19 protein-coding genes are annotated in these 19,526 nt (G+C 42.6%); 14 read left to right on the top strand and 5 right to left on the bottom strand.

Annotated elements, in window-relative coordinates:
- Positions 1-52: 52 nt before the first annotated feature.
- Positions 53-1,270: an amidohydrolase family protein gene (locus tag CJD30_RS05870; RefSeq protein ID WP_294917317.1), complete on the top strand. Its 1,218-nt coding sequence runs from the start codon at positions 53-55 to the stop codon at positions 1,268-1,270.
- A 32-nt stretch (positions 1,271-1,302) separates the two neighbouring features.
- Here CJD30_RS05870 and CJD30_RS05865 read toward each other — a convergent pair whose 3' ends face one another.
- Positions 1,303-1,602: a chorismate mutase gene (locus CJD30_RS05865; RefSeq protein ID WP_294917315.1), complete on the bottom strand. Its 300-nt coding sequence runs from the start codon at positions 1,600-1,602 to the stop codon at positions 1,303-1,305.
- Positions 1,603-1,930: 328 nt separating this feature from the next.
- On the opposite strand from CJD30_RS05865, the gene CJD30_RS05860 reads away from it, so the two are divergent.
- The 4 genes from CJD30_RS05860 to CJD30_RS05845 all read left to right on the top strand — a co-directional run bounded on the left by CJD30_RS05860 (position 1,931) and on the right by CJD30_RS05845 (position 6,179).
- Positions 1,931-3,334, top strand: a complete 1,404-nt coding sequence (locus tag CJD30_RS05860) for an FAD/NAD(P)-binding oxidoreductase (RefSeq protein ID WP_294917313.1) — start codon at positions 1,931-1,933, stop codon at positions 3,332-3,334.
- Positions 3,335-3,418: 84 nt separating this feature from the next.
- Positions 3,419-4,144, top strand: a complete 726-nt coding sequence (locus CJD30_RS05855) for a sulfur oxidation protein (protein ID WP_294917311.1) — start codon at positions 3,419-3,421, stop codon at positions 4,142-4,144.
- A gap of 12 nt (positions 4,145-4,156) precedes the next feature.
- Positions 4,157-4,573, top strand: a complete 417-nt coding sequence (locus tag CJD30_RS05850; RefSeq protein WP_294917309.1) for a hypothetical protein — start codon at positions 4,157-4,159, stop codon at positions 4,571-4,573.
- Positions 4,574-4,865: 292 nt separating this feature from the next.
- Positions 4,866-6,179 (top strand): hypothetical protein, encoded by a 1,314-nt coding sequence (locus CJD30_RS05845; RefSeq protein ID WP_294917307.1) that lies wholly within the window; start codon positions 4,866-4,868, stop codon positions 6,177-6,179.
- 132 nt (positions 6,180-6,311) lie between these two features.
- On the opposite strand, the gene CJD30_RS05840 is transcribed toward CJD30_RS05845, so the two are convergent.
- Positions 6,312-7,814, bottom strand: a complete 1,503-nt coding sequence (locus CJD30_RS05840) for a B12-binding domain-containing radical SAM protein (RefSeq protein ID WP_294917305.1) — start codon at positions 7,812-7,814, stop codon at positions 6,312-6,314.
- A 170-nt stretch (positions 7,815-7,984) separates the two neighbouring features.
- Here CJD30_RS05840 and CJD30_RS05835 point away from each other — a divergent pair, with 170 nt between their 5' ends.
- Positions 7,985-8,515 carry an EF-hand domain-containing protein gene (locus CJD30_RS05835; RefSeq protein WP_294917302.1) on the top strand — a complete coding sequence of 177 codons (531 nt, stop codon included), beginning with the start codon at positions 7,985-7,987 and terminating at the stop codon, positions 8,513-8,515.
- A gap of 91 nt (positions 8,516-8,606) precedes the next feature.
- Positions 8,607-11,003 carry a phosphoenolpyruvate synthase gene (gene ppsA / locus CJD30_RS05830; RefSeq protein ID WP_294917301.1) on the top strand — a complete coding sequence of 799 codons (2,397 nt, stop codon included), beginning with the start codon at positions 8,607-8,609 and terminating at the stop codon, positions 11,001-11,003.
- Between the two features lie 51 nt (positions 11,004-11,054).
- On the opposite strand, the gene CJD30_RS05825 is transcribed toward ppsA, so the two are convergent.
- Both CJD30_RS05825 and CJD30_RS05820 read right to left on the bottom strand, forming a co-directional pair.
- Positions 11,055-11,540, bottom strand: a complete 486-nt coding sequence (locus CJD30_RS05825; protein ID WP_294917298.1) for a rhodanese-like domain-containing protein — start codon at positions 11,538-11,540, stop codon at positions 11,055-11,057.
- Positions 11,541-11,646: 106 nt separating this feature from the next.
- Positions 11,647-11,979, bottom strand: a complete 333-nt coding sequence (locus CJD30_RS05820) for an SHOCT domain-containing protein (RefSeq protein WP_294917297.1) — start codon at positions 11,977-11,979, stop codon at positions 11,647-11,649.
- Between the two features lie 105 nt (positions 11,980-12,084).
- Between CJD30_RS05820 and CJD30_RS05815 the strand changes: the two genes are divergently transcribed.
- Complete coding sequence (locus tag CJD30_RS05815; protein ID WP_294917295.1) at positions 12,085-13,704, top strand: YcaO-like family protein; 1,620 nt, start codon at positions 12,085-12,087, stop codon at positions 13,702-13,704.
- On the opposite strand, the gene CJD30_RS05810 is transcribed toward CJD30_RS05815, so the two are convergent.
- Entirely contained in the window at positions 13,701-14,270 is a 570-nt protein-coding gene (locus tag CJD30_RS05810) for a hypothetical protein (RefSeq protein WP_294917293.1), read from the bottom strand. The two genes, CJD30_RS05815 and CJD30_RS05810, sit on opposite strands and share 4 nt — an antisense overlap.
- A 120-nt stretch (positions 14,271-14,390) precedes the next feature.
- Between CJD30_RS05810 and CJD30_RS05805 the strand changes: the two genes are divergently transcribed.
- From CJD30_RS05805 to cysN, 6 genes are all read left to right on the top strand, one after another.
- Positions 14,391-14,948, top strand: coding sequence for a bifunctional precorrin-2 dehydrogenase/sirohydrochlorin ferrochelatase (locus tag CJD30_RS05805; RefSeq protein WP_294917290.1), 558 nt, complete (start codon positions 14,391-14,393; stop codon positions 14,946-14,948).
- A 225-nt stretch (positions 14,949-15,173) separates the two neighbouring features.
- Entirely contained in the window at positions 15,174-16,109 is a 936-nt protein-coding gene (gene cysK, locus CJD30_RS05800; protein WP_294917288.1) for a cysteine synthase A, read from the top strand.
- Between the two features lie 23 nt (positions 16,110-16,132).
- A complete protein-coding gene (locus CJD30_RS05795; protein WP_294917287.1) occupies positions 16,133-16,363 on the top strand; it encodes a DUF2061 domain-containing protein in 231 nt (76 codons plus the stop codon).
- Between the two features lie 8 nt (positions 16,364-16,371).
- A complete protein-coding gene (locus CJD30_RS05790; protein WP_294917284.1) occupies positions 16,372-17,079 on the top strand; it encodes a phosphoadenylyl-sulfate reductase in 708 nt (235 codons plus the stop codon).
- 120 nt (positions 17,080-17,199) lie between these two features.
- Positions 17,200-18,111, top strand: a complete 912-nt coding sequence (gene cysD / locus CJD30_RS05785; protein ID WP_294917282.1) for a sulfate adenylyltransferase subunit CysD — start codon at positions 17,200-17,202, stop codon at positions 18,109-18,111.
- A complete protein-coding gene (gene cysN, locus CJD30_RS05780; protein WP_294917280.1) occupies positions 18,111-19,520 on the top strand; it encodes a sulfate adenylyltransferase subunit CysN in 1,410 nt (469 codons plus the stop codon). Before cysD ends, cysN begins: the two co-directional genes overlap by 1 nt.
- Positions 19,521-19,526: the final 6 nt, after the last annotated feature.

Here is a 19,526-nt window from a genome sequence, read left to right as displayed (position 1 = left end):
TTTAAACGTTTCTTTGATTAAAATAGCGTAATTATAGCGAATGGGAGCGATTATGATCATAACGGGGGCAATTATCTGCGATATCAACGGAGAGCGTCGAGGTGACATTCGTATTGAGAAGGGGATTATCACCGAGATCGGAGAGAATCTTAGCGGAGATGAGGTTATATCGGCGGAGGGGTGCTATCTGATCCCTGGCTTGGTAGATACCGATGTAAGATTAAAAGATGCTCAGCTTAGCCGTACCAATCTTGAAAAGCTATCAAAACGCTCATTGAGCGGCGGAGTGACGACAGCCGTTTTGGCAAGTGACACCTCTCCGTGTATCGATGATGAGATTACACTTGAATTCGTTCAGCAACATCGTTACTCTTCAAACGGTGCGACGATTGAATCCACGGTGAGTGCACTAAATGATACGGGATCGTTGAGTAACATTGCAATCATGCTTAAAAAAGGGTGTGTCGCTATTCATACCTCTACTATCAATGATTACAATCTAATAAGCCGAATTGCTCAATATGCTAAGATGGCGAATAAAGCCTTGTTCTATAAGGCAGAAGAGAAAAGTTTGATTGAAAGTGGTGTGATGAGTGATGGTCTCATGGCGTCACATCTTGGATTGCCGGGGATACCACCGATTTCAGAAGTGGTCCATGTTGCTTCTATGATTGAGATTGCCCGCTATTTTGGAATCAAAATAGTTTTCAAAAGCATTACTGAGCCTCGATCGATTGAATTGATCAGAGATGCGCGTAAAGCTGGAGTTGCAGTGGAGTGTGAAGTCGCTATTCATCACCTCTTGAAAAATGATACAGCATGTGCAGGATTTGATACAGATGCAAAAATAAATCCGCCGTTGGTGAATGAGCCGAAACGGCTTGAATTGATCGAAGCATTGAAACGGGGTGATATCCACTCTCTTAGTGCATTGCATCAGCCAAATTCAGATATCTATAAAGACATTACGTTTTATGATGCGCATGTAGGTACAACATCGATCAGTGAGTATTTACCGTTACTCTATACCTATTTGGTGTCTACCGATATTATTGATATGTCGCAGCTTATCAAGGTAGCCTCGTACGCCCCAGCCGCACAGATAGGATTGGATGCGGGAGAGATAAAAGTGGGTGCAGAGTGTAACTGTATTGTGTTTAATCCATCTGGAACGACAACTGTTCCGCATCATCACAGTCTGTATAAAAACGAGACTTTGAAAGGAAATGTGACGATGGCGATTTGTCGGGGAGAAGTGACAACATTCTAAATAGGAAAAGGACTTACTCCTATGCCGTTTATTTAGAGTGACTTGGCATTTTGAAATTCGGAAATTTCCGCTTCGACCATTGCATCAATCATAATCGTATAGAGCTTTGTAAGAAGATTAGGGGAAACACCGAATTCCATTGCTCGCAACCGTACTCGATCCATTACCGCTTCCATTCTCTCATTAGCTTTGATCTCTTCAACAGAGTGTTTAAAATTTGCAGCTTGTTTCACATAGCCGTTTCGTGCGGCAATGAGTTCAACGATTTGATCGTCTAATTGATCAATCTGAGTGCGTACTTCGTCCAAACTTGTGCATGTAATGACTTCCATTTTCGTATTCTCCCTCTAGTAATAGTTTGATATGTAATCATATCACGTTCAGTACAAATTATAAATGCAATTTTAATCATCACATTTGTATCACATAAAAAGATAAATTGATAAAAATATGAGAATTTATTTTGTGTTAAAAATGTGATTCAATAAAGCAATTACCCCTATTATACGTACTTTTAAAAGGTTGAAATGTGATATTTAATTGCAGCTTATACTTTCTATAAAATTAAGGTTTTTGATATTTAAAAAGCATTAAGCTTAGCGCAGTTAGACTGCCGTCTGATACAAAAATCTTATACTTGAAAATGAAGGAGAATTCATTATGAACATTTCAAGACGTGACTTATTTAAGTTTGCCGGTATCAGCGTAGCGGCAGCTGCCGTATCAGGTTGTACAGCCGCTACAGGTGCTGCTCCGGGTGCACAAAATGCAACTAGCAAAATGCTTGGTAAACATCAAGTCGTTATTATCGGTGGAGGTTGGGGCGGTTTGACCGTTGCCAAAGAGTTGAAAAAAATCGACCCTAATTTTGATGTAGCGATTATTGAGAAAAACGATAGCTTTATGTCTTGCCCATTTTCAAACTGTAATCTTGGCGGTATCAAAGGTGTAAGTCTTAGTACTTTGACCTACGACTATTCACAAGCAGTTGAGAAAAACGGTTATGGTATGTTGACAGCGGTTGTTACCGGAATTGACCGTGAAAACAAAGTGGTTTATACTTCAAAAGGCGGTGTAGGCTATGATATCTTGGTTCTTGCTCCGGGGATCGATTATAACTACAAAGGTCAATTTCCGACATGGGATGCGGCTAAAATCGCAAAAGCTCGCCGCGTAGCACCAGCTGCATTGGTTCCGGGCGGTGAACACGTGGCGTTGGATCGTATGGTGAAAAACATGGAAGAAGGTGATGTCGTTATCACTGTTCCAGCTGGAAAATATCGTTGTCCACCGGCGCCGTTTGAACGTGCAAGTATGATCGCTAATTACATGAAAAATGAAGGACTTAAAGGTAAAGTTATCATTTTGAATGAAACTGCCGAAGTTGCAAAAGGTGCTGCGTTTAAAGAAACATGGAAAGATTTGTATGCAGGTGTAGTAGAACACCAAGATAACTGTAAAATCGTAGATGTCGATTTTGATAAAAAAGAGATTACATACGTTCAAACAGTATTTGCTAACAAAGATGATGTTGAGGGTGTAAAAACGACCAAAACATTGAAATACGGCATTTTCAACTTTATCCCGCACAACATGTCAAATCCGGTTATTGAGATGGCAGGTGTCGCAACAACTCCGGACGGATTTAAAAAAGTTAAAATGGCAACCAGCCCTGAAAAACCGGTTTCTTTTGCAACCGCTACTGATGCCAATGTATTTGCGGTAGGTGACGTTGTTGGACATGCGATTCCTCCAAGCGGGCAATCGGCTATTTGGTCAGGTAAAGAGTGTGCGAAAGAGATTGCACATAAACTTCACGGCAAATCATACAGTGTCGCATCAGCTCTTCCATACAAAAGTGCAAACGTTTGTTATTCAATGGTTAACGGGAATCCGGAAGAAGCGATTATGGTTAATCACGAATTTATGGTACAAGGGCCGGTTATCGGTTCAAAAGGTTCAGTTCCAAAAGGTGATGAAGCTGGTAATAAGTTCCGTTCAACCGGACTTGGAAAAGCAACTCGAGACTGGTACAAAGGTGCAATGCGCGACTTGTTCAGCTAATTTATATTCTCCCCTTCTTTGGGGGGATTTAGTTTAAAATCTGCTACACTTATTCTTTACAAAACTCTCAATACGGATACATTCATGGATAGAAGAAATTTTTTAAAAGTAGTTGCCGGTGCAACGGTTATTGCGGTGAATCCTTCATTGATTCGCGGGAATCTTTATGCTGCCGATGGCGCATTGTATCAAACATACGAAAAAGCACAATTAGTAGATGCAGCAGGAAAACCGATTAAAGCTTCGGCACTTGCAAAAGAGGTGACCTATATTTTCAATTATCCATACGCGTCTACCCCATGTATGTTGATCAATCTTCCTCAGCCAACGGATAAAGAGGTAACATTGAAATCAGACAGCGGTGAGACTTATGTATGGAAAAGCGGAGTAGGGAAAGAGCGTACAATCGTCTCTTATGTAGCTATCTGTACCCATCAAATGACCCATCCGACACCGAATGACAGTTTTATCGGTTATGTCCCTAAAGCTAAGAAAACAATGGCATACGATAAAAGCGGTATCATTGTTTGTTCTTCACACCTTTCAGCGTTTGATGCGGGAGCAGGGGCCAAAGTACTCGGTGGAGCGGCAACTCAGCCTTTAGCATCTGTTGTACTGGAAGTCGCGGCTGATGATACGATTTGGGCGATTGGTGTTTTAGGACAGGATAAGTTTCATGATTATTTCAAAGAGTTTCGTCCGGAGTTAAAAGAGTTTTACGGCGGACCGGCAGAAGCAAAAAAATTGGTGTCGATTTCAGCTAAAACAGTTAAATTGACAGAGTATTCAAAAGAAATTATCCAATATTAAAAAGGTGGCATCATGAAAAAAGCAGTATCCCTATTGGCTCTTGGAACACTTTTGGCGGCTTCATTACAGGCAACGCCAAAAAATACGGATCCGAGACTTGAATTGATGAAAGATATGCGTACCATGTTGGATGCTATGGAACAAATTCAACGCGGTGGTTTATACAGTTCGACAGATGAAATGAAAGCGGGTGTCAAAAAATTGCAAGGGACACTTAAATCATTAGAGGGTGAAGAGGTAAAAGCGATTTTGCCAAAGGATCAGGTCTATGCCTATAAATTCGCTCAAAAAACAGCTCAAATGCTACGTATGTATTCGGATGACATGGTTGTTTCGATTGATGCGGGCAAAATGGACAATGCATTGGATGATTACTCGCAACTTCTGAAACAATGTACTTCGTGCCATATCCGTATTCGTAACTGGTAATTTACTTCTTCATTTTATAATCGGAGTACTATTCCGATTATAAATCAATACTCCGATAACAAAAAAAAATCAAACATATTTATAAAAAAATATAATCCTGCTGACTGTAAAAAGCCATAAAAATAGAACTGAATAATCATTCATCACATTTTTATCTAATGAATTTACAAAATTGTATTTATATTACAAAAATAAATAAATATAAAGAAATGATTAAGAATTAATAGTTATGATTACTGCATGATTCGAAATAATTAAATCTTATCTCGAACGGTTTCTTGAAGGAGAATGAATGAAATTAGGAAAACTTAGTCTTGTAGCTGTAATGGCTCTTGGAACAAGCGCATTTGCGGTTGATAACATTAAAGTAAACGGTGAAGCAAAACTTTGGTACCAAACAAGTGAATATAGTGGTGGTGCAACAGCAGTACCAGCAGCTGACGCAGCAAAAGATTTTTTTGACAAAACAAACAACTCGAGTGCATTAGCAAAATTGAGTGTTGGCGGTTCAGCAGATTTGGTTCAAAACATTAGCTTGAACGTTAAAATGACAGCAATCTCAACGTTGGGATTGGAAAACAATCTTGTTGGTGCTATCCCGGCAGCTAAATATAACAATGATGGAACTTCAGCAGCAAATGCATTGAACGATCAATCATGGATGGAAGTTGCAAACATCAAATACGCAACGAAAGAGTTTGACGTTGCAGCGGGTCGTATGGCGTTGAACACTCCGTTGTGTTTTTCTGAAAACTGGAACGTTGTTGATAACACGTTCGAAGCCGCAGTTGCACACGCGTATGTCGGTGACACAATTTTGGCAGCGGCATGGGTTGGTAAACACAATGGTGTAGGTTTACTTCAACCAACTGCTGGTCGTGGTACAACCGTAGCGTATGGTGGGGATTTCCATAATTTTGGCGTAAGCGGTGCGTATGCAGCTGCAGCGATCAACAAATCGGTTCCAAATACAACATTGCAAGCATGGTATTACAATGTACCTGATATCGCAGATGCGTATTGGTTGCAAGCGGATACTAAAGTTGCCGGTATGGTTGATTTAGGTGTACAATTTGCTGGAATGAATACAGATTCAGCTATTACAACTCTTGGCGCTGCTGCTACAAGTCACAGAGATTCAACTGTAGTTGCGGTTAAAGGTGCTGTTGATGTTGCGGGTGTAAATCTTTATGCTGCATACTCAAAAGTAAGTACCGGTACTCTCGGATTTGCAAACGTTGCAACGGGTGACAAAACGAGCCTTTACACAGGTCTTGGAAGCATCTATATGGATGGTGAAATCGTAGCCGCTCCGGATACAAAAGCATGGAAAGTTGGAGCTTCAACTAAAATGGTTCCGGGTGTAACCCTTTCAACAAGCTATTGTGCAGCTGAAGTTGGTAACAATGAAGGTACTGCTGGTGCAGTTCAAGGCGCAGCTTCTGTCAACACTGATTTCAAAGCATGGGACGTTGTCGCTGCAACGAAAGTTGGGCCGGTTGATTTGACTGCGATCTATACTCAATTTGACAAAGATGTAAAAGCAAATGATACATCTGACAAAACAACGGATACTTTCCGTCTTATCGCTTCATTGAAATTCTAATACCCATCGGGGACAAGTAATTTCTCTCTTTCAGGGCCTTCGGGCCCTACATTCTTCTTATGTTAAGCTTTTCGAGTATATGCTCGTCACATATATTTACCGCCTGAGGATTCGTCACCCTCAGGCACTCTTTTAATCCAATCTTTTTGCTTGCCGCTTTGGTATTACTGTTTTAGCTTCTTTTATTTGTTTTTCTTGGGTTGATTGGCGTAGAAAAAACGGTATCGTTTTCTCCGGTCGTGAGGATAAATCATTGATTAATGCCGCTTCAACATGCTCTTTGTCATGGTACAAACATAAATAAGCATGAATCAGTGCAATTTGACGCTCCAGTGAAATTTTCCACGTTGAGAGGGTTTGAGTATAGATCCACTCACTAAAGGCATAGAATCCCTCAAAAACACTTCCATTTTTCCATATCAACGGTACGGTTTTCGTGAAGCTTCCGCTATTGTAAAAAATATCCCAAAAGCGTGCGAAGCGTTTCATTTTTTGGATTTGCTCGAAGCTGAGGAGATTGTTTTGCAAAATATCGTAGGGGGGAATATCGCTATACACCATGCCGTGAACCTGATCGTGACGGGAGAGTGTCGTACCGGAGAGGTTTTTGAGAATACCGATCTGTATTTCGCTGTGGGTGAGCGATACGAGGGTATCGAGGTTGCGACCGAACCCCTCAATACTCTCACCCGGCAGTCCGACGATCAGATCGAGGTGCATGTGTGCATGGGTTTCGTTTTCCAAGAAACGGAGATTTTCGACAATCTTTTCAAGTTTTAGCGGTCGATTGATCCCTTTGGCGATGATGGGATCGATTGTTTGGATACCGATCTCCAGTTGGAGCGATCCGGCGGGGAAAAGTTTTATTTTCTCTTTGAGCACGTCGGGGAAGTGATCGGGGATTACTTCGAAATGAGCAAAGTAAGGAGGCTCTTTGGAGAGGAAAAAATCGAGTATACGGTTAGCGAACGTCATGTTGAGGTTGAAGGTACGGTCGATAAATTTGAAGCTTCGAGCACCCCGCTGCCAAAGGGTTTCAAACTCTTCGAGGAGCTGATCGAGGGGGAAATTGCGTACTTTTTCATCGATAGAGGAGAGACAGAACTCACACTCGAAAGGGCAGCCCCGTGAGGCTTCGACGTAGATATAGCGATGTGCAACGTCTTCATCGTTGTAAGCGCTGTAAGGAAGAGAGATCGCTTTGAGATCAGGAAGGGGAGCTTTGATAAAACGCTCTGAGGGGAACGTGTCGGAGAGGATGTTACGGCAGAGCTCATAAAATGCAACTTCTCCCTCTCCGCTGATGATGTAATCGGCGTGGCTCAGATCGACTCGGTGCGGCAGATGTCCCGCTTCAGGACCTCCGAGGATGATGATGGTATCGGGTGAGACTTTTTTGAGTGTCTGGATCAGTTCGGAGCATTGCGATGCGTTCCAAATATAGACACCGATCCCGATGATGCGAGGGGAGTGTTTGAGCAACTCTTCGGCAATGCTTTGGATTTGTTCGTTCATCGTAAATTCGACGATCTTCGTCATCACTTGTAATTCACCCATGTTGGCATAGAGATACCGAAGTCCCAAAGCCGTGTGGGCATAGCGGGCGTTTAGGGTGGTGAGGAGAATAGGGCGCATAGCGTTTTCCGATCAAAGTTTGAATAGCGTATGGTAACGCTTAGAAGCTTATTGGAAGATTCTACGGTACGATTTTTGCTTGTACAACGTAACATATTCGAAGCACAAAAGCCGTAAGACGGATCTTGTAAGGTTTTATTTTCATATGTATTTTATTTTGAGGAGATACCATGACGATTAACGGCGGAACTGCGTGGGCAGCTGCTAATCAATCTTACGGCAAAGGCAGTGTCCAAGATCAAAGCGGTGCAAGCCAAAGTGCATCGACTGACTATACATCGATGTTACAGCAAGCGACAGATATGTTGCTCTCTTCACTCGACAGCGATAAAAGCGGTACGATTGATAAATCAGAGTTTTCACAAGCGGCACAAGCTTTGTCAGAAAAGACCGGTAAAACGTACAACGATGCAAACACTGTATTTGGAAGTATCGATAATAACAGTGATGGTTCAATCAGTGCGGATGAGTTGATGAAAGCGCTTCAACAATCAAAAAGCAAACATGCACATGGCGGACATCACCGTCCAAAACCGGAAGTCTTGGATACTACGGCGCAATCGGCGACAACCGACACGACACAAAGCGCTTCAGAAGAGTCTTCGTTGTCAAAAATACAGATGGCACTTTTGGCGCGGGTAATGGCGGCATACAGCACGGATAATGCTGCAAGCAGCTCAACAACACTTGCGACTGCATAAGGATTAAGTGGATAAATTCAACACTTTTCTCCCTTATTCATACGTATGAATATCTATGGTATGCTATACAAAAGAATAGGGGGAGAGGATTATGAACTATATTCGCACTCTGGATTCGTTGAGATTAGAAGATATCCCTTTGGTCGGGGGAAAGAACGCTTCACTTGGCGAAATGATAAGCTCGCTTAAATCGCTTGGGGTCAATGTTCCTAGTGGATTTGCCGTTACGGCAGAGGGGTATCGTGCATTTATAGAGCACAATCGGTTCGAGTCTCCGATACGTTTCGCATTGGAAGGGGTCGATCTCACCGATATTGAAGCGCTCAATCGATGTGGTGAGCAGATTCGCACCCTCATGCTAAGCGGTGAGATGCCAGAACTCCTCACAAATGAGATTGTTCTTGGATATCGCAGAATGGAAGAAGAGTACGCAACGCTCTCCGTCGATGTCGCGGTGCGCTCTTCCGCAACGGCAGAAGATTTGCCCGATGCGAGTTTCGCGGGTCAGCAGGAGAGCTATCTCAATGTACGGGGCGAGACGATGTTGCTTGAGCATGTCAAGCGCTGTTTTGCTTCTCTCTTTACCGACCGTGCAATAAGTTATCGTCATAGCAGGGGATACGATCATTTTGCTGTTTTCCTCTCCGTCGGGGTACAAAAAATGGTGCGCAGTGACCAAGCAAGCAGCGGTGTCATGTTTACCATCGATACCGAAAACGGTTCGGAAAATCTCATCCTCATCAACTCAATTTGGGGACTTGGCGAGAATATTGTGGGTGGTCGGGTCAACCCTGATGAATTTTACGTCTTTAAACCGACCCTTCGCGAGGGGAAAATCTCGATTCTTAAACGTCAACTCGGCTCCAAAGCCCTTACGATGACCTACGATGAACGCCATCATACGATGAACCTATCCACACCCAAAGAACTTCAAGAGACATTTTCGATTACTGACGAAGAGGTTGCGACACTTGCTCGATATGCTCTGCTTATCGAAGAGCATTACACTGCGATTGCGGGGGAATACCGTCCGATGGACATCGAATGGGCGAAAGACGGTTTAAGCGGGGAGCTTTTTATCGTTCAAGCACGTCCTGAGACGGTACAAAGTCGAAAACTTAGCAATACGATATTGGAGCAGTACCGTTTTACATCGGATGTGAGCGCCAAAGTATTGCTTAGCGGTAAGGCAATCGGCGAGAAAATCGGTTCAGGCCGTGTCAAAATTATCCACTCTCCTGCCGAGGGAGAACGTTTCAATGCGGGGGATGTTTTGGTCGCGGACATCACCGACCCTGATTGGGAACCGATCATGAAAAAAGCTTCAGCCGTGATCACCAATCGAGGAGGCAGAACGTGTCATGCCGCTATCGTAGCACGTGAGATCGGTGTTCCTGCTATCGTCGGTACATTTAATGCGACCGAAGTCCTGCATGAAGAGGATGCGGTGAGTGTGAGCTGTGCGGAAGGAGAGATCGGACGGGTATATGAGGGGATTATTTCTCATGAAATACATCAAATCGATGTGGGGAATTTTGCCCCTACGCAAACAAAACTCTACATGAATGTCGGCAATCCGGATAGCGCGTTCAACGTTTCAAAACTCCCTAATGACGGAGTAGGATTGGCACGGATGGAGTTTATCGTCACCAACACGGTCAAAGCGCATCCTATGGCATTGGTAGAACTTTCTCACGGTAAAAAAATCTCTGATGTCAAGTCGGTCCGCTCAGCCATGAGGGGGTATAAAGATCCAAAAATGTTTTTTATCGATAAAATTGCCGAGGGGGTAGGGATGATTGCTGCCGCATTCTATCCTCGTCCGGTCATCGTTCGAACGAGTGATTTTAAATCCAATGAGTATAAACATATGGTGGGCGGCGCAGCGTATGAGTCTGATGAGGAAAATCCCATGATCGGGTTTCGCGGAGCAAGCCGCTATTATTCCGCACAATACCGTGAAGCATTTGAATGGGAGTGTGAAGCACTGAAGCGTGTGCGTGATGAGATGGGACTCACAAATGTCAAAGTGATGCTCCCCTTTGTCCGTACACCCGAAGAGGGACGTAAAGCGATTGCGGTGATGAATGAAGCGGGATTGGTTCAGGGACAGAACGCTCTGGAAATATACGCGATGTGCGAAATCCCCTCGAATGTTATTCTCGCCGATCAGTTTTTAGAGATATTTGACGGTTACAGTATCGGCTCCAACGATCTGACCCAGCTTACCCTCGGGGTTGATCGGGACAGTACTCTGGTCGCTTCCGTCTTTGATGAGCGCAATGAAGCGGTGAAACGGATGCTCTCGATGGCGATACGCGCGTGCAAAGAGCGAGGAAAATACATCGGTATCTGCGGTCAGGCACCTTCGGATTATCCGGAGATTACCCGATTTTTGGTAGAAGAGGGGATCGATTCGATCTCTCTCAATCCCGATTCGCTCCTGAAAATGCGGCAGGTAGTGAGCGCGTTTGAGGCTAAGAAGTAGCGACTCGTCATTCCCGCGAAGGCGAGTGAATAACCCTTTGGGTGAATCCAATTAAAACTGAGATTGGAGCGGGTACCTGCTTGCTTTCCATTCGCCGAACCCGTTAAGAAGCCAATTAACGTTTGTATATCCGAGCTTTCGTACTGCCAAAGCGGCTTCATACGAATTGGCGCATGATTCACCGTAGCAGTAAAAAACGAGAGGTTGTTTTTTGTCTTGAGGTAACTGGATTACAATGTACTCTGCTTTAGAAACATCAAAATAGACGGGGTATGCACCCTTGATACGTTCTTTTGCATAGTGTCGCTTTTCACGTGCATCAAAAAAAACAGCATTTTGCTCATACAGAACTTTTGCTTTTTTTGTATTGACAACGTTTATCCCCTGTGCTTGTGCTTCGCTTATTTGTGGTGGTATAACGCACATATTATAGGGGGCTTCAACCAACATACTTTTTTCACCATCGTAATCGACCGCGCAAAGAATTGCGGAACTAAGAAGTCCAGACAATATCAATAGTGAGAGTTTGCGTAACATAATTGACTCCTTTGACATGTAATGCCTTAATCATAGAGCATCAATTATTAACTATATATAATAAAATATTATATGTATGGAATATGAATATTTAATTAAGAATTTTTTAGTGCTTTAGAATTTTCTCTTTTTCCGCTTCATACTCTTCGGTGGTTAAAATCCCCTCATCGAGCAATGATTTGAGCTTGGTAAGGTGATCGTATTTGTCACTCGGATTCGATTCATTTGGAGATTGTCGTTTCATCGTTCGACCGATCAGTAAATAGAGTAATACCCCGATAAATGGCAAAAAGAAGACCACGAGCAGCCATACGATCTGCATCAGGTCTTCGTTGAATTTTGAGGTGAGTATATCGATCAAAGCCCATATCCATATCGCGAACAATCCGATGATAATAAACAGTAAAAACAGATTTAATCCAACAAACAGATCCATCATAATTAGCCTCTGAATAATTTAGGATGATATCCTAACGTAAATACGACAATAACTCGTAAACTCTTTTGGCTATACTTCCTGACAATTTATTTAAAGTGAACCGATATGAACTTAACCTCCAAAAATGCCCCTGTAGAAGTTTCGATAAATCGCATGCAAGCGATACTTCAAGAGATGGGATGCAATGTCACCTATTCACATGAGAAACATCCATTAAATCACTGTTTTTCGGTGAATCTTGCTTCTGCAGAAGCACCAAGACATATTTACTCCAACGGAAAAGGGGTCTATTCAGAAGCATCAACGGCAAGTGCATTAGGTGAATATATCGAGCGGCTTCAAACGAATAATTTTTTTATCGATTTTCATTTGCCTGCGCGCAAATATTATCCTGATGAGGTGGAATTTGATTTTGAGGGTGGATATCTGAGTCCCGAATTGATCAATATTTATGATCCATCTGGCGAGCTGAGTATGGATGAACTGATCGATTTTAACAGCGATATCGAAGATAAAATCGTTGCATTACCTTTTAAAAAGCTAATGAGTGGGGAAGTGGTTTATTTTCCGATCAATATTTTGAGCAATCTCTATGTCAGTAACGGTTTGGCAACCGGAAATACCCCTAAAGAAGCACAAGTGCAGTCCATGAGTGAAATTTTGGAACGGTATGCAAAGATTGAGATCATCAAAAACGGTTATGCTTTGCCGGCTTATGACGATGAGTTTCTCTCGCAGTTTGAGCGTCTTTACGGTGATTTGACCAAGCTTCGAGAATTAGGGTATGTCGTAAATGTTTTGGATGCCTCGCTTGGAGGCAAATTTCCTGTTACGGCAATCTCGTTTATCAATCCTGCCAATGCGACCCTTTTTGTCTCTTTCGGTGCCCATCCGATCCTTGAAGTTTCATTGGAACGTACGATGACGGAGCTAATGCAGGGACGTGATTTGAATGCGCTGGAGAGTTTTGAGGTTCCGACATTCGACATGTCGCTTGTCTCCGAGAGTTTCAATCTCGAATCGCACTTTATCGACTCCAACGGCAAAATGGGGATTCAGTTTTTGAGTGCCAAAAAGAGTTTTGAACTTGTACCATGGCAATACACCGGTGAGACTACGGATGATGAGTTTAATTATCTAACGTCGATTTTTGAATCGATGGGGCGTGAACTCTATATTCGTGATTATGAGTATTTGGGATTTTATTCGTGTCAGATTGTCGTTCCCGGTGTTTCTGAAGTGTATCCGATCGATGATTTAATCTACAACAACCGAAATCGTGGGAAATTTTATCGGGAGATCATTTTGAATTTTGATCAGTATGATCCGGAAACGGTGCTGGATGAGATCGAAGCGCTCGAAGATCATCTCAATGTTGAGAAATTTATCGGGGTCATATTTGAGGAGAATTTCACGATCGGTGAACTCAAAGCGCAGCTTCATCTCTCTATGGAAAATTTCGATGAAGCGGTGAGTTATCTCGAATTTGGGAACAAACCATTAGGAAACCTGATCGCCGAATTGGTACGCATGGAAGAATTGGGATTAGAGCTGGAAGATTACACCCAAGCTTTGTGTGATTTGTACGGAAAAGAGCGGGTTGCAAAAGCGGTGAACATTCTCAACGGTGAAGAGTATCTGGTCACTAGTGCATTACATCAAGATTATCGAAATATGTTGGAGATGTACGATCGGCTTGAGGTGAAAAAACAAGCAGGGCTTTAAAACCCTTCTTGTTCCCCCGTAAAAAGATTGAGAATTTTTGAGTATTCCGCATACGCTTGTTTATAAAGATGCTGCGTATGGTTGCTGCTCACATAGAGTTCCGTTGCACTCATACCGCTCTCTAACGCATTTTTCAGCAATTTTGTCCGTCGCAGATAGGTAAAAGCAAGGTTTGGAAAGTGTTCATGAATTTTTTCACGGATCATCATCGCATCAGTGGGAGAATCGATCATATTGGCAAATACGAGAATGGTCTTTTCCCGAAAGTTCTTGATAAAAATCAAACTCTTCATAATCGAATTGAGATCATTCGTCGTTGGCAGAATGATGATATCCGACTCTTTCAAAATTTCATTGGCATGGGGGTTTTCAAATCCTCCAAAATCATAAACGGTATCGGGATAGAGGGGAATTTTGTTGGGATAATAGCGCGCATTTTTGTATTTGTTCAGTGCGACCGACATATCGTTGGTCGCGTAGCGATAACGCAGATCTTTAGCAAGAGAAAAGGCGAGAGATGTTTTGCCAACTCCCCCTTTGGTAGATGCGATTGAAATGATGGCCATAGTTTCCTGCGTTATTTTTTCAGTATCGTAGCATAAAGAGTGTTTTGTCGTCAAAAATCTGACATAGTGTCAAAAGTTTAGTATACTTCAGCACGATAGATATGTACAGGGGCAGTTGATATGGCTTATTTTCCGATGTTTTTGAATCTCGAAGGGAAAGATTGTTTGGTTGTGGGAGGCGGAGAGGTCGCTTTGCGAAAGATAGAACAACTCGTGAAGTTTTCACCAGGGTTGAAGGTTATTGCACCCTCTATTCATCCTGAAATCGAAATACTTGCAGAGAACTACTCCTTTGTATTAGAGAAGCGTCCTTATACTATGGATGATTTAAGCGGAAGATTTATAGTAATCGGTGCTTTGGATGATTTATCGGAACAAGAAAAAATATTCCATTTTTGTATGACGCATCATATTCATGTCAATTGTGTCGATTCGCCTGCATGGTGTTCATTTATTTTTCCTGCATTGATTGTTAGTGAGGATCTGTGTATAGGAATCAATACCGCAGGGCGTGCTCCTGCGGTGAGTTCTGCATTGAGGCAGTATCTCACTAAAATGATTCCGCAGGGGATCGGTGAGTTAATCAATAAAGTCGATCATATCCGTCAGAGTGAGCCTGTCGGGAGAACGCGTCAAGAGAAAATAATTGCAAAGTGTAAAGCTTTTTTCGACCTATAAACCCAACTAAAATAGTTGTGTATGCTAAAATTTCCTAAAAACATATTGTTTTACTAAGAATTAAAAACCCCTATTTTTAGGGGTTTAATCAAAATAATATCAACAAAATATACTAATCCTATAGAAATACTTGACATTGTAAAAAAAATCCTCTATAATTTCTCTATTCAAAATATGAATGAGTGTTCATTAAATATGAAATCTCATCAGTGAAAGGAGTGAACAATGAAAGTTGCAGCCAATGTTACAGAGTTGATCGGAAATACGCCGCTCATTACGTTAAATCATTTTTCAGACGGATCAACAAAGGTCATAGGAAAGTGTGAATTTATGAATCCATCAGGTTCGGTTAAAGATCGAATTGGATGCAACATGATTCTTCAGGCCATTCAACGCGGTGAGATTACGGAACAAAGCGTTATCATCGAACCGACCAGCGGTAATACTGGGATTGCCTTGGCAAGCGTAGCCGCAAGTCTTGGATTGAAATTGATTCTAACAATGCCGAGCTCCATGAGCTTGGAAAGAAGACGTCTTTTAGCAGCATTAGGTGCAGAGATCGTTTTGACCGAACCTGAAAAGGGGATGGGTGGAGCTGTGCTAAAAGCGAATGAACTCGGTGCATCTATACCGGGTGCGGTTGTTTTGCAACAGTTTAATAATGGAGATAATCCGGATATCCATCGTCAGAGTACGGCGGAAGAGATTTGGAGAGATACCGATGGAAAAATCGATATTTTGGTCGCGGCGATCGGAACAGGCGGAACGATTACCGGTGTGGGTGAGGTACTGAGAAAGTATAACCCAAATATACAGATTATCGCAGTTGAACCCGATGCCTCGGCGGTTCTCTCCGGTGAACCGGCTGGACCGCATAAAATTCAAGGGATTGGTGCGGGATTTGTTCCTCAAGTTCTCAACCGCGGTATTTACGATGAAATTCTTCGTATCACCAATGATGAAGCGATCGCAACATCAAGAACGATTGCGAAAAAAGAAGGGCTTTTGGTTGGAATTTCGGCAGGTGCAAATGTAGCAGCCGCAAAGAAAATAGCAGACCGTCCTGAAAATAAAGGGAAAACAATAGTAACAATTCTGTGCGATACCGGTGAGAGATATCTGAGTACAGAGCTTTATGAATTTCCTTCTGAGAACGGATAAACGAGTATTAAAGAAGGATCATTATGGCGGACAAACATTATAGAAGTGTCATCAAAGCGATTTCATGGAGAACCGTAGGAACGATCGATACGATGATCGTTTCTTACTTCATTACAGGTGATTTGGTGATGGCCGTTTCAATCGGATCGATCGAAGTGATAACAAAAATGTTTTTATATTACTTGCATGAGAGAGCTTGGGACAAAACAAATTTTGGTCGTGTAAAAGTAGTAGAAAACGACTATCAAATATAGGAGACGAGATGAGCACAGGTATAGAAGGACTCAATCAACGATTCAAAGATGAATCGATTGGATTTTTGTTGGGGACGTATTTAGAAGCTCATAAAGGACGTATTGCATTGGCATCGAGTTTTGGGGTTGAAGATCAGGTTTTAACCGATATTTTGCTCAGAATCGATCCTACGGTAAAGATTTTTACACTTGATACGGGAAGACTTCCTGAAGAAACCTATTCGGTGATGGAAGAGACCAATCGAAAATATGGGATAAAAGTTCAAGTGTATTGTCCCGATAGAGCAGCGGTAGAAGCACTGTATCAAACACAAGGGATAAACGGCTTTAGAGAGAGTGTTGAAAATCGAAAAGCGTGTTGTCAGGTAAGAAAAATGGAACCGCTTCGCCGAGCATTGAGCGGATTGGATGTATGGATTACGGGATTACGACGAGCTCAGTCTCCGACACGAGAGACAATGCAACTCATTGAGTGGGATGAAACAAATCATCTTATCAAATTGAATCCATTGATTGAATGGGATGAAGAGAGAGTTTGGGATTATATCAAAACGAATAAAGTCCCTTATAACGCGTTACATAATCAAGGCTATCCGAGTATCGGATGTGCCCCATGTACCCGTGCAATACGCGAGGGTGAAGATATCCGCGCCGGACGATGGTGGTGGGAAAACCCTGAGCATAAGGAGTGTGGACTCCACCTAAAAGGGAAGTAACAATGAAATTCTTATTGGAATTTTTGGATGGGATACTCGATGATGACGAGTATTCGGGACGCAAAGAGTTGGCCGATTGGGCTATTTTTATTTGATCACTAAGGTAGAAAAGGAGAAACGATGATACCTGATGAGAGAAAAACACATTTAAAGGCATTGGAAGCCGAAGCGATTCACATCATGCGTGAAGTCGTTGCAGAGTTTGAGAACCCTGCAATGCTTTACTCGATAGGTAAAGATTCATCCGTGATGCTCCATTTGGCGATCAAAGCGTTTTATCCGGCAAAGTTGCCGTTCCCGCTATTGCATGTTGATACGACATGGAAGTTTAAAGAGATGATCGAATTTCGAGATCGTCGTGTCAAAGAGTTGGGTCTTACATTGTTGACCCATGTTAATCCGGATGGGGTTGCTCAAGGGATTAACCCGTTTATCCATGGGAGTGCGGTTCATACCGATGTGATGAAAACGGAAGGGTTGAAACAAGCATTGAATTATTATGAATTCGATGCGGTGTTCGGCGGTGCTCGACGTGATGAAGAGAAAAGTCGTGCGAAAGAGCGGATCTATTCATTCCGTGATAAAAATCACCGATGGAATCCGAAAAATCAGCGTCCGGAATTGTGGAATGTGTATAACGGACGGATTCATAAAGGGGAGAGCATTCGTGTTTTTCCTCTTTCAAACTGGACAGAGCTTGATATTTGGCAATACATCTATCTTGAGGAGATTCCGATTGTTCCGTTGTACTTCTCCGCATTACGTCCGATTGTCGAGCGTGACGGGGTAAAAATCATGGTCGACGATGAACGTCTCCCGCTCAAAGAGGGAGAAACTCCGACTTTAGAAAACGTCCGTTTCCGTACTCTGGGATGTTATCCGTTGACCGGAGCCGTTGTGAGTGATGCAGCGACTTTGCCGGAAATCATCCAAGAGATGTTGTTAACGAAAACAAGTGAGCGTCAAGGACGTCTGATCGATGCAGACAGTGCCGGCTCAATGGAAAAGAAGAAAATTGAAGGATATTTTTAATGGCACATCAAGGCGAATTGATAGCCACCGATATCGAGGGCTATCTTAAAGAACAAGAACACAAAGAGTTGCTCCGCTTCATAACCTGCGGTAGCGTGGATGATGGTAAAAGTACCTTGATCGGACGATTATTACACGATTCAAAGATGATTTTTGAAGATCAACTCGAATCGATCAAAAACGACAGTAAAAAATCGGGTACGACGGGAGACAAAATCGATTTGGCACTTCTGGTTGACGGATTGCAAAGCGAACGTGAGCAGGGGATTACTATTGATGTAGCGTATCGCTATTTTTCGACGGATAAACGGAAGTTTATTATCGCAGATACTCCGGGTCATGAACAGTATACACGTAACATGGCAACCGGTGCTTCGACTGCCGATTTGGCGATTATTCTGATCGATGCGCGATACGGAATTGTGACGCAAACGCGTCGGCACTCCTATATCGTACGCCTTTTGGGGATCCGTAATGTTGTCGTAGCCATCAATAAAATGGATTTAGTTGATTTCGATCAAAATGTTTTTCAAAAAATTGATACAGAATATCGAGCTTTTGCAGAAGAGTTAGGGATTAAAGAGATTTACTCTGTTCCTCTTTCGGCATTGGATGGAGATAATGTCGTTACAAAAAGCGCCAAAACTCCATGGTATGAGGGACAAACGTTGCTGGACATTCTCGAAGAGGTTCCATTAGCCTCGGCTGCGGTGGACGGTCCGTTTAGATTGGTGGTTCAATACGTCAATCGCCCAAATCTTGATTTTAGAGGATTTGCCGGAACGATTGCTTCTGGGACGATTCGAGTAGGAGATCGTATTACAGCTTATCCGTCACTCAAACAAGCGACGGTTAAAGAGATCGTAACGTATGATGGAAATCTCGAATCCGCATCTACAAACGATGCGATTACGTTGACATTGAACGAAGAGATCGATATCAGTCGCGGTAATGTTTTGATCAAAGCGGATGAGTCTATTTTGCAAAGCAATGCGATTAGAGCGAATTTGGTATGGATGGATGATGAAAAATTTTTGCCGGGCAAAAGTTATTTGATCAAACGGGGATCAACAAGTACGACGGTTTATGTCGAAGGAATTGATTACCGTGTAGATGTCAATACGCAAGAAAGACATGATGCGGTAGAATTGGGACTTAACGACATCGGATCGGTTCGTTTAGTTTTAGGTGAGCCGATAGCATTTGATTTATACGATGAAAATCGTCAAATGGGAGGGTTTATCTTGATTGATAAAATCACCAATAACACCGTTGCGGCCGGAATGATCACGCAAAGTACCGAAAAAGAGGGTACGACGCAACAAAGCAGTGCATCAGAATTTGAGATAGAGCTCAATGCTCTTATACGCAAGCATTTCCCACATTGGAATGCAGCAATAATCGTTTAAGGAGCG

Source organism: Sulfuricurvum sp. PD_MW2 (assembly GCF_002633015.1).
Taxonomy (GTDB): Bacteria; Campylobacterota; Campylobacteria; order Campylobacterales; family Sulfurimonadaceae; genus Sulfuricurvum.
Note: the sequence above shows the minus strand (reverse complement) of the source record. Positions and strands in the feature narration are given on the sequence as shown.

Excerpts from the sequence above, each read along its gene's own strand:
- CJD30_RS05870 (WP_294917317.1), top strand. The coding sequence starts at position 53 with ATGATCATAACGGGGGCAATTATCTGCGATATCAACGGAGAGCGTCGA.
- CJD30_RS05865 (WP_294917315.1), bottom strand. The coding sequence starts at position 1,602 with ATGGAAGTCATTACATGCACAAGTTTGGACGAAGTACGCACTCAGATT.
- CJD30_RS05860 (WP_294917313.1), top strand. The coding sequence starts at position 1,931 with ATGAACATTTCAAGACGTGACTTATTTAAGTTTGCCGGTATCAGCGTA.
- CJD30_RS05855 (WP_294917311.1), top strand. The coding sequence starts at position 3,419 with ATGGATAGAAGAAATTTTTTAAAAGTAGTTGCCGGTGCAACGGTTATT.
- CJD30_RS05850 (WP_294917309.1), top strand. The coding sequence starts at position 4,157 with ATGAAAAAAGCAGTATCCCTATTGGCTCTTGGAACACTTTTGGCGGCT.
- CJD30_RS05845 (WP_294917307.1), top strand. The coding sequence starts at position 4,866 with ATGAAATTAGGAAAACTTAGTCTTGTAGCTGTAATGGCTCTTGGAACA.
- CJD30_RS05840 (WP_294917305.1), bottom strand. The coding sequence starts at position 7,814 with ATGCGCCCTATTCTCCTCACCACCCTAAACGCCCGCTATGCCCACACG.
- CJD30_RS05835 (WP_294917302.1), top strand. The coding sequence starts at position 7,985 with ATGACGATTAACGGCGGAACTGCGTGGGCAGCTGCTAATCAATCTTAC.
- ppsA (WP_294917301.1), top strand. The coding sequence starts at position 8,607 with ATGAACTATATTCGCACTCTGGATTCGTTGAGATTAGAAGATATCCCT.
- CJD30_RS05825 (WP_294917298.1), bottom strand. The coding sequence starts at position 11,540 with ATGTTACGCAAACTCTCACTATTGATATTGTCTGGACTTCTTAGTTCC.
- CJD30_RS05820 (WP_294917297.1), bottom strand. The coding sequence starts at position 11,979 with ATGATGGATCTGTTTGTTGGATTAAATCTGTTTTTACTGTTTATTATC.
- CJD30_RS05815 (WP_294917295.1), top strand. The coding sequence starts at position 12,085 with ATGAACTTAACCTCCAAAAATGCCCCTGTAGAAGTTTCGATAAATCGC.
- CJD30_RS05810 (WP_294917293.1), bottom strand. The coding sequence starts at position 14,270 with ATGGCCATCATTTCAATCGCATCTACCAAAGGGGGAGTTGGCAAAACA.
- CJD30_RS05805 (WP_294917290.1), top strand. The coding sequence starts at position 14,391 with ATGGCTTATTTTCCGATGTTTTTGAATCTCGAAGGGAAAGATTGTTTG.
- cysK (WP_294917288.1), top strand. The coding sequence starts at position 15,174 with ATGAAAGTTGCAGCCAATGTTACAGAGTTGATCGGAAATACGCCGCTC.
- CJD30_RS05795 (WP_294917287.1), top strand. The coding sequence starts at position 16,133 with ATGGCGGACAAACATTATAGAAGTGTCATCAAAGCGATTTCATGGAGA.
- CJD30_RS05790 (WP_294917284.1), top strand. The coding sequence starts at position 16,372 with ATGAGCACAGGTATAGAAGGACTCAATCAACGATTCAAAGATGAATCG.
- cysD (WP_294917282.1), top strand. The coding sequence starts at position 17,200 with ATGATACCTGATGAGAGAAAAACACATTTAAAGGCATTGGAAGCCGAA.
- cysN (WP_294917280.1), top strand. The coding sequence starts at position 18,111 with ATGGCACATCAAGGCGAATTGATAGCCACCGATATCGAGGGCTATCTT.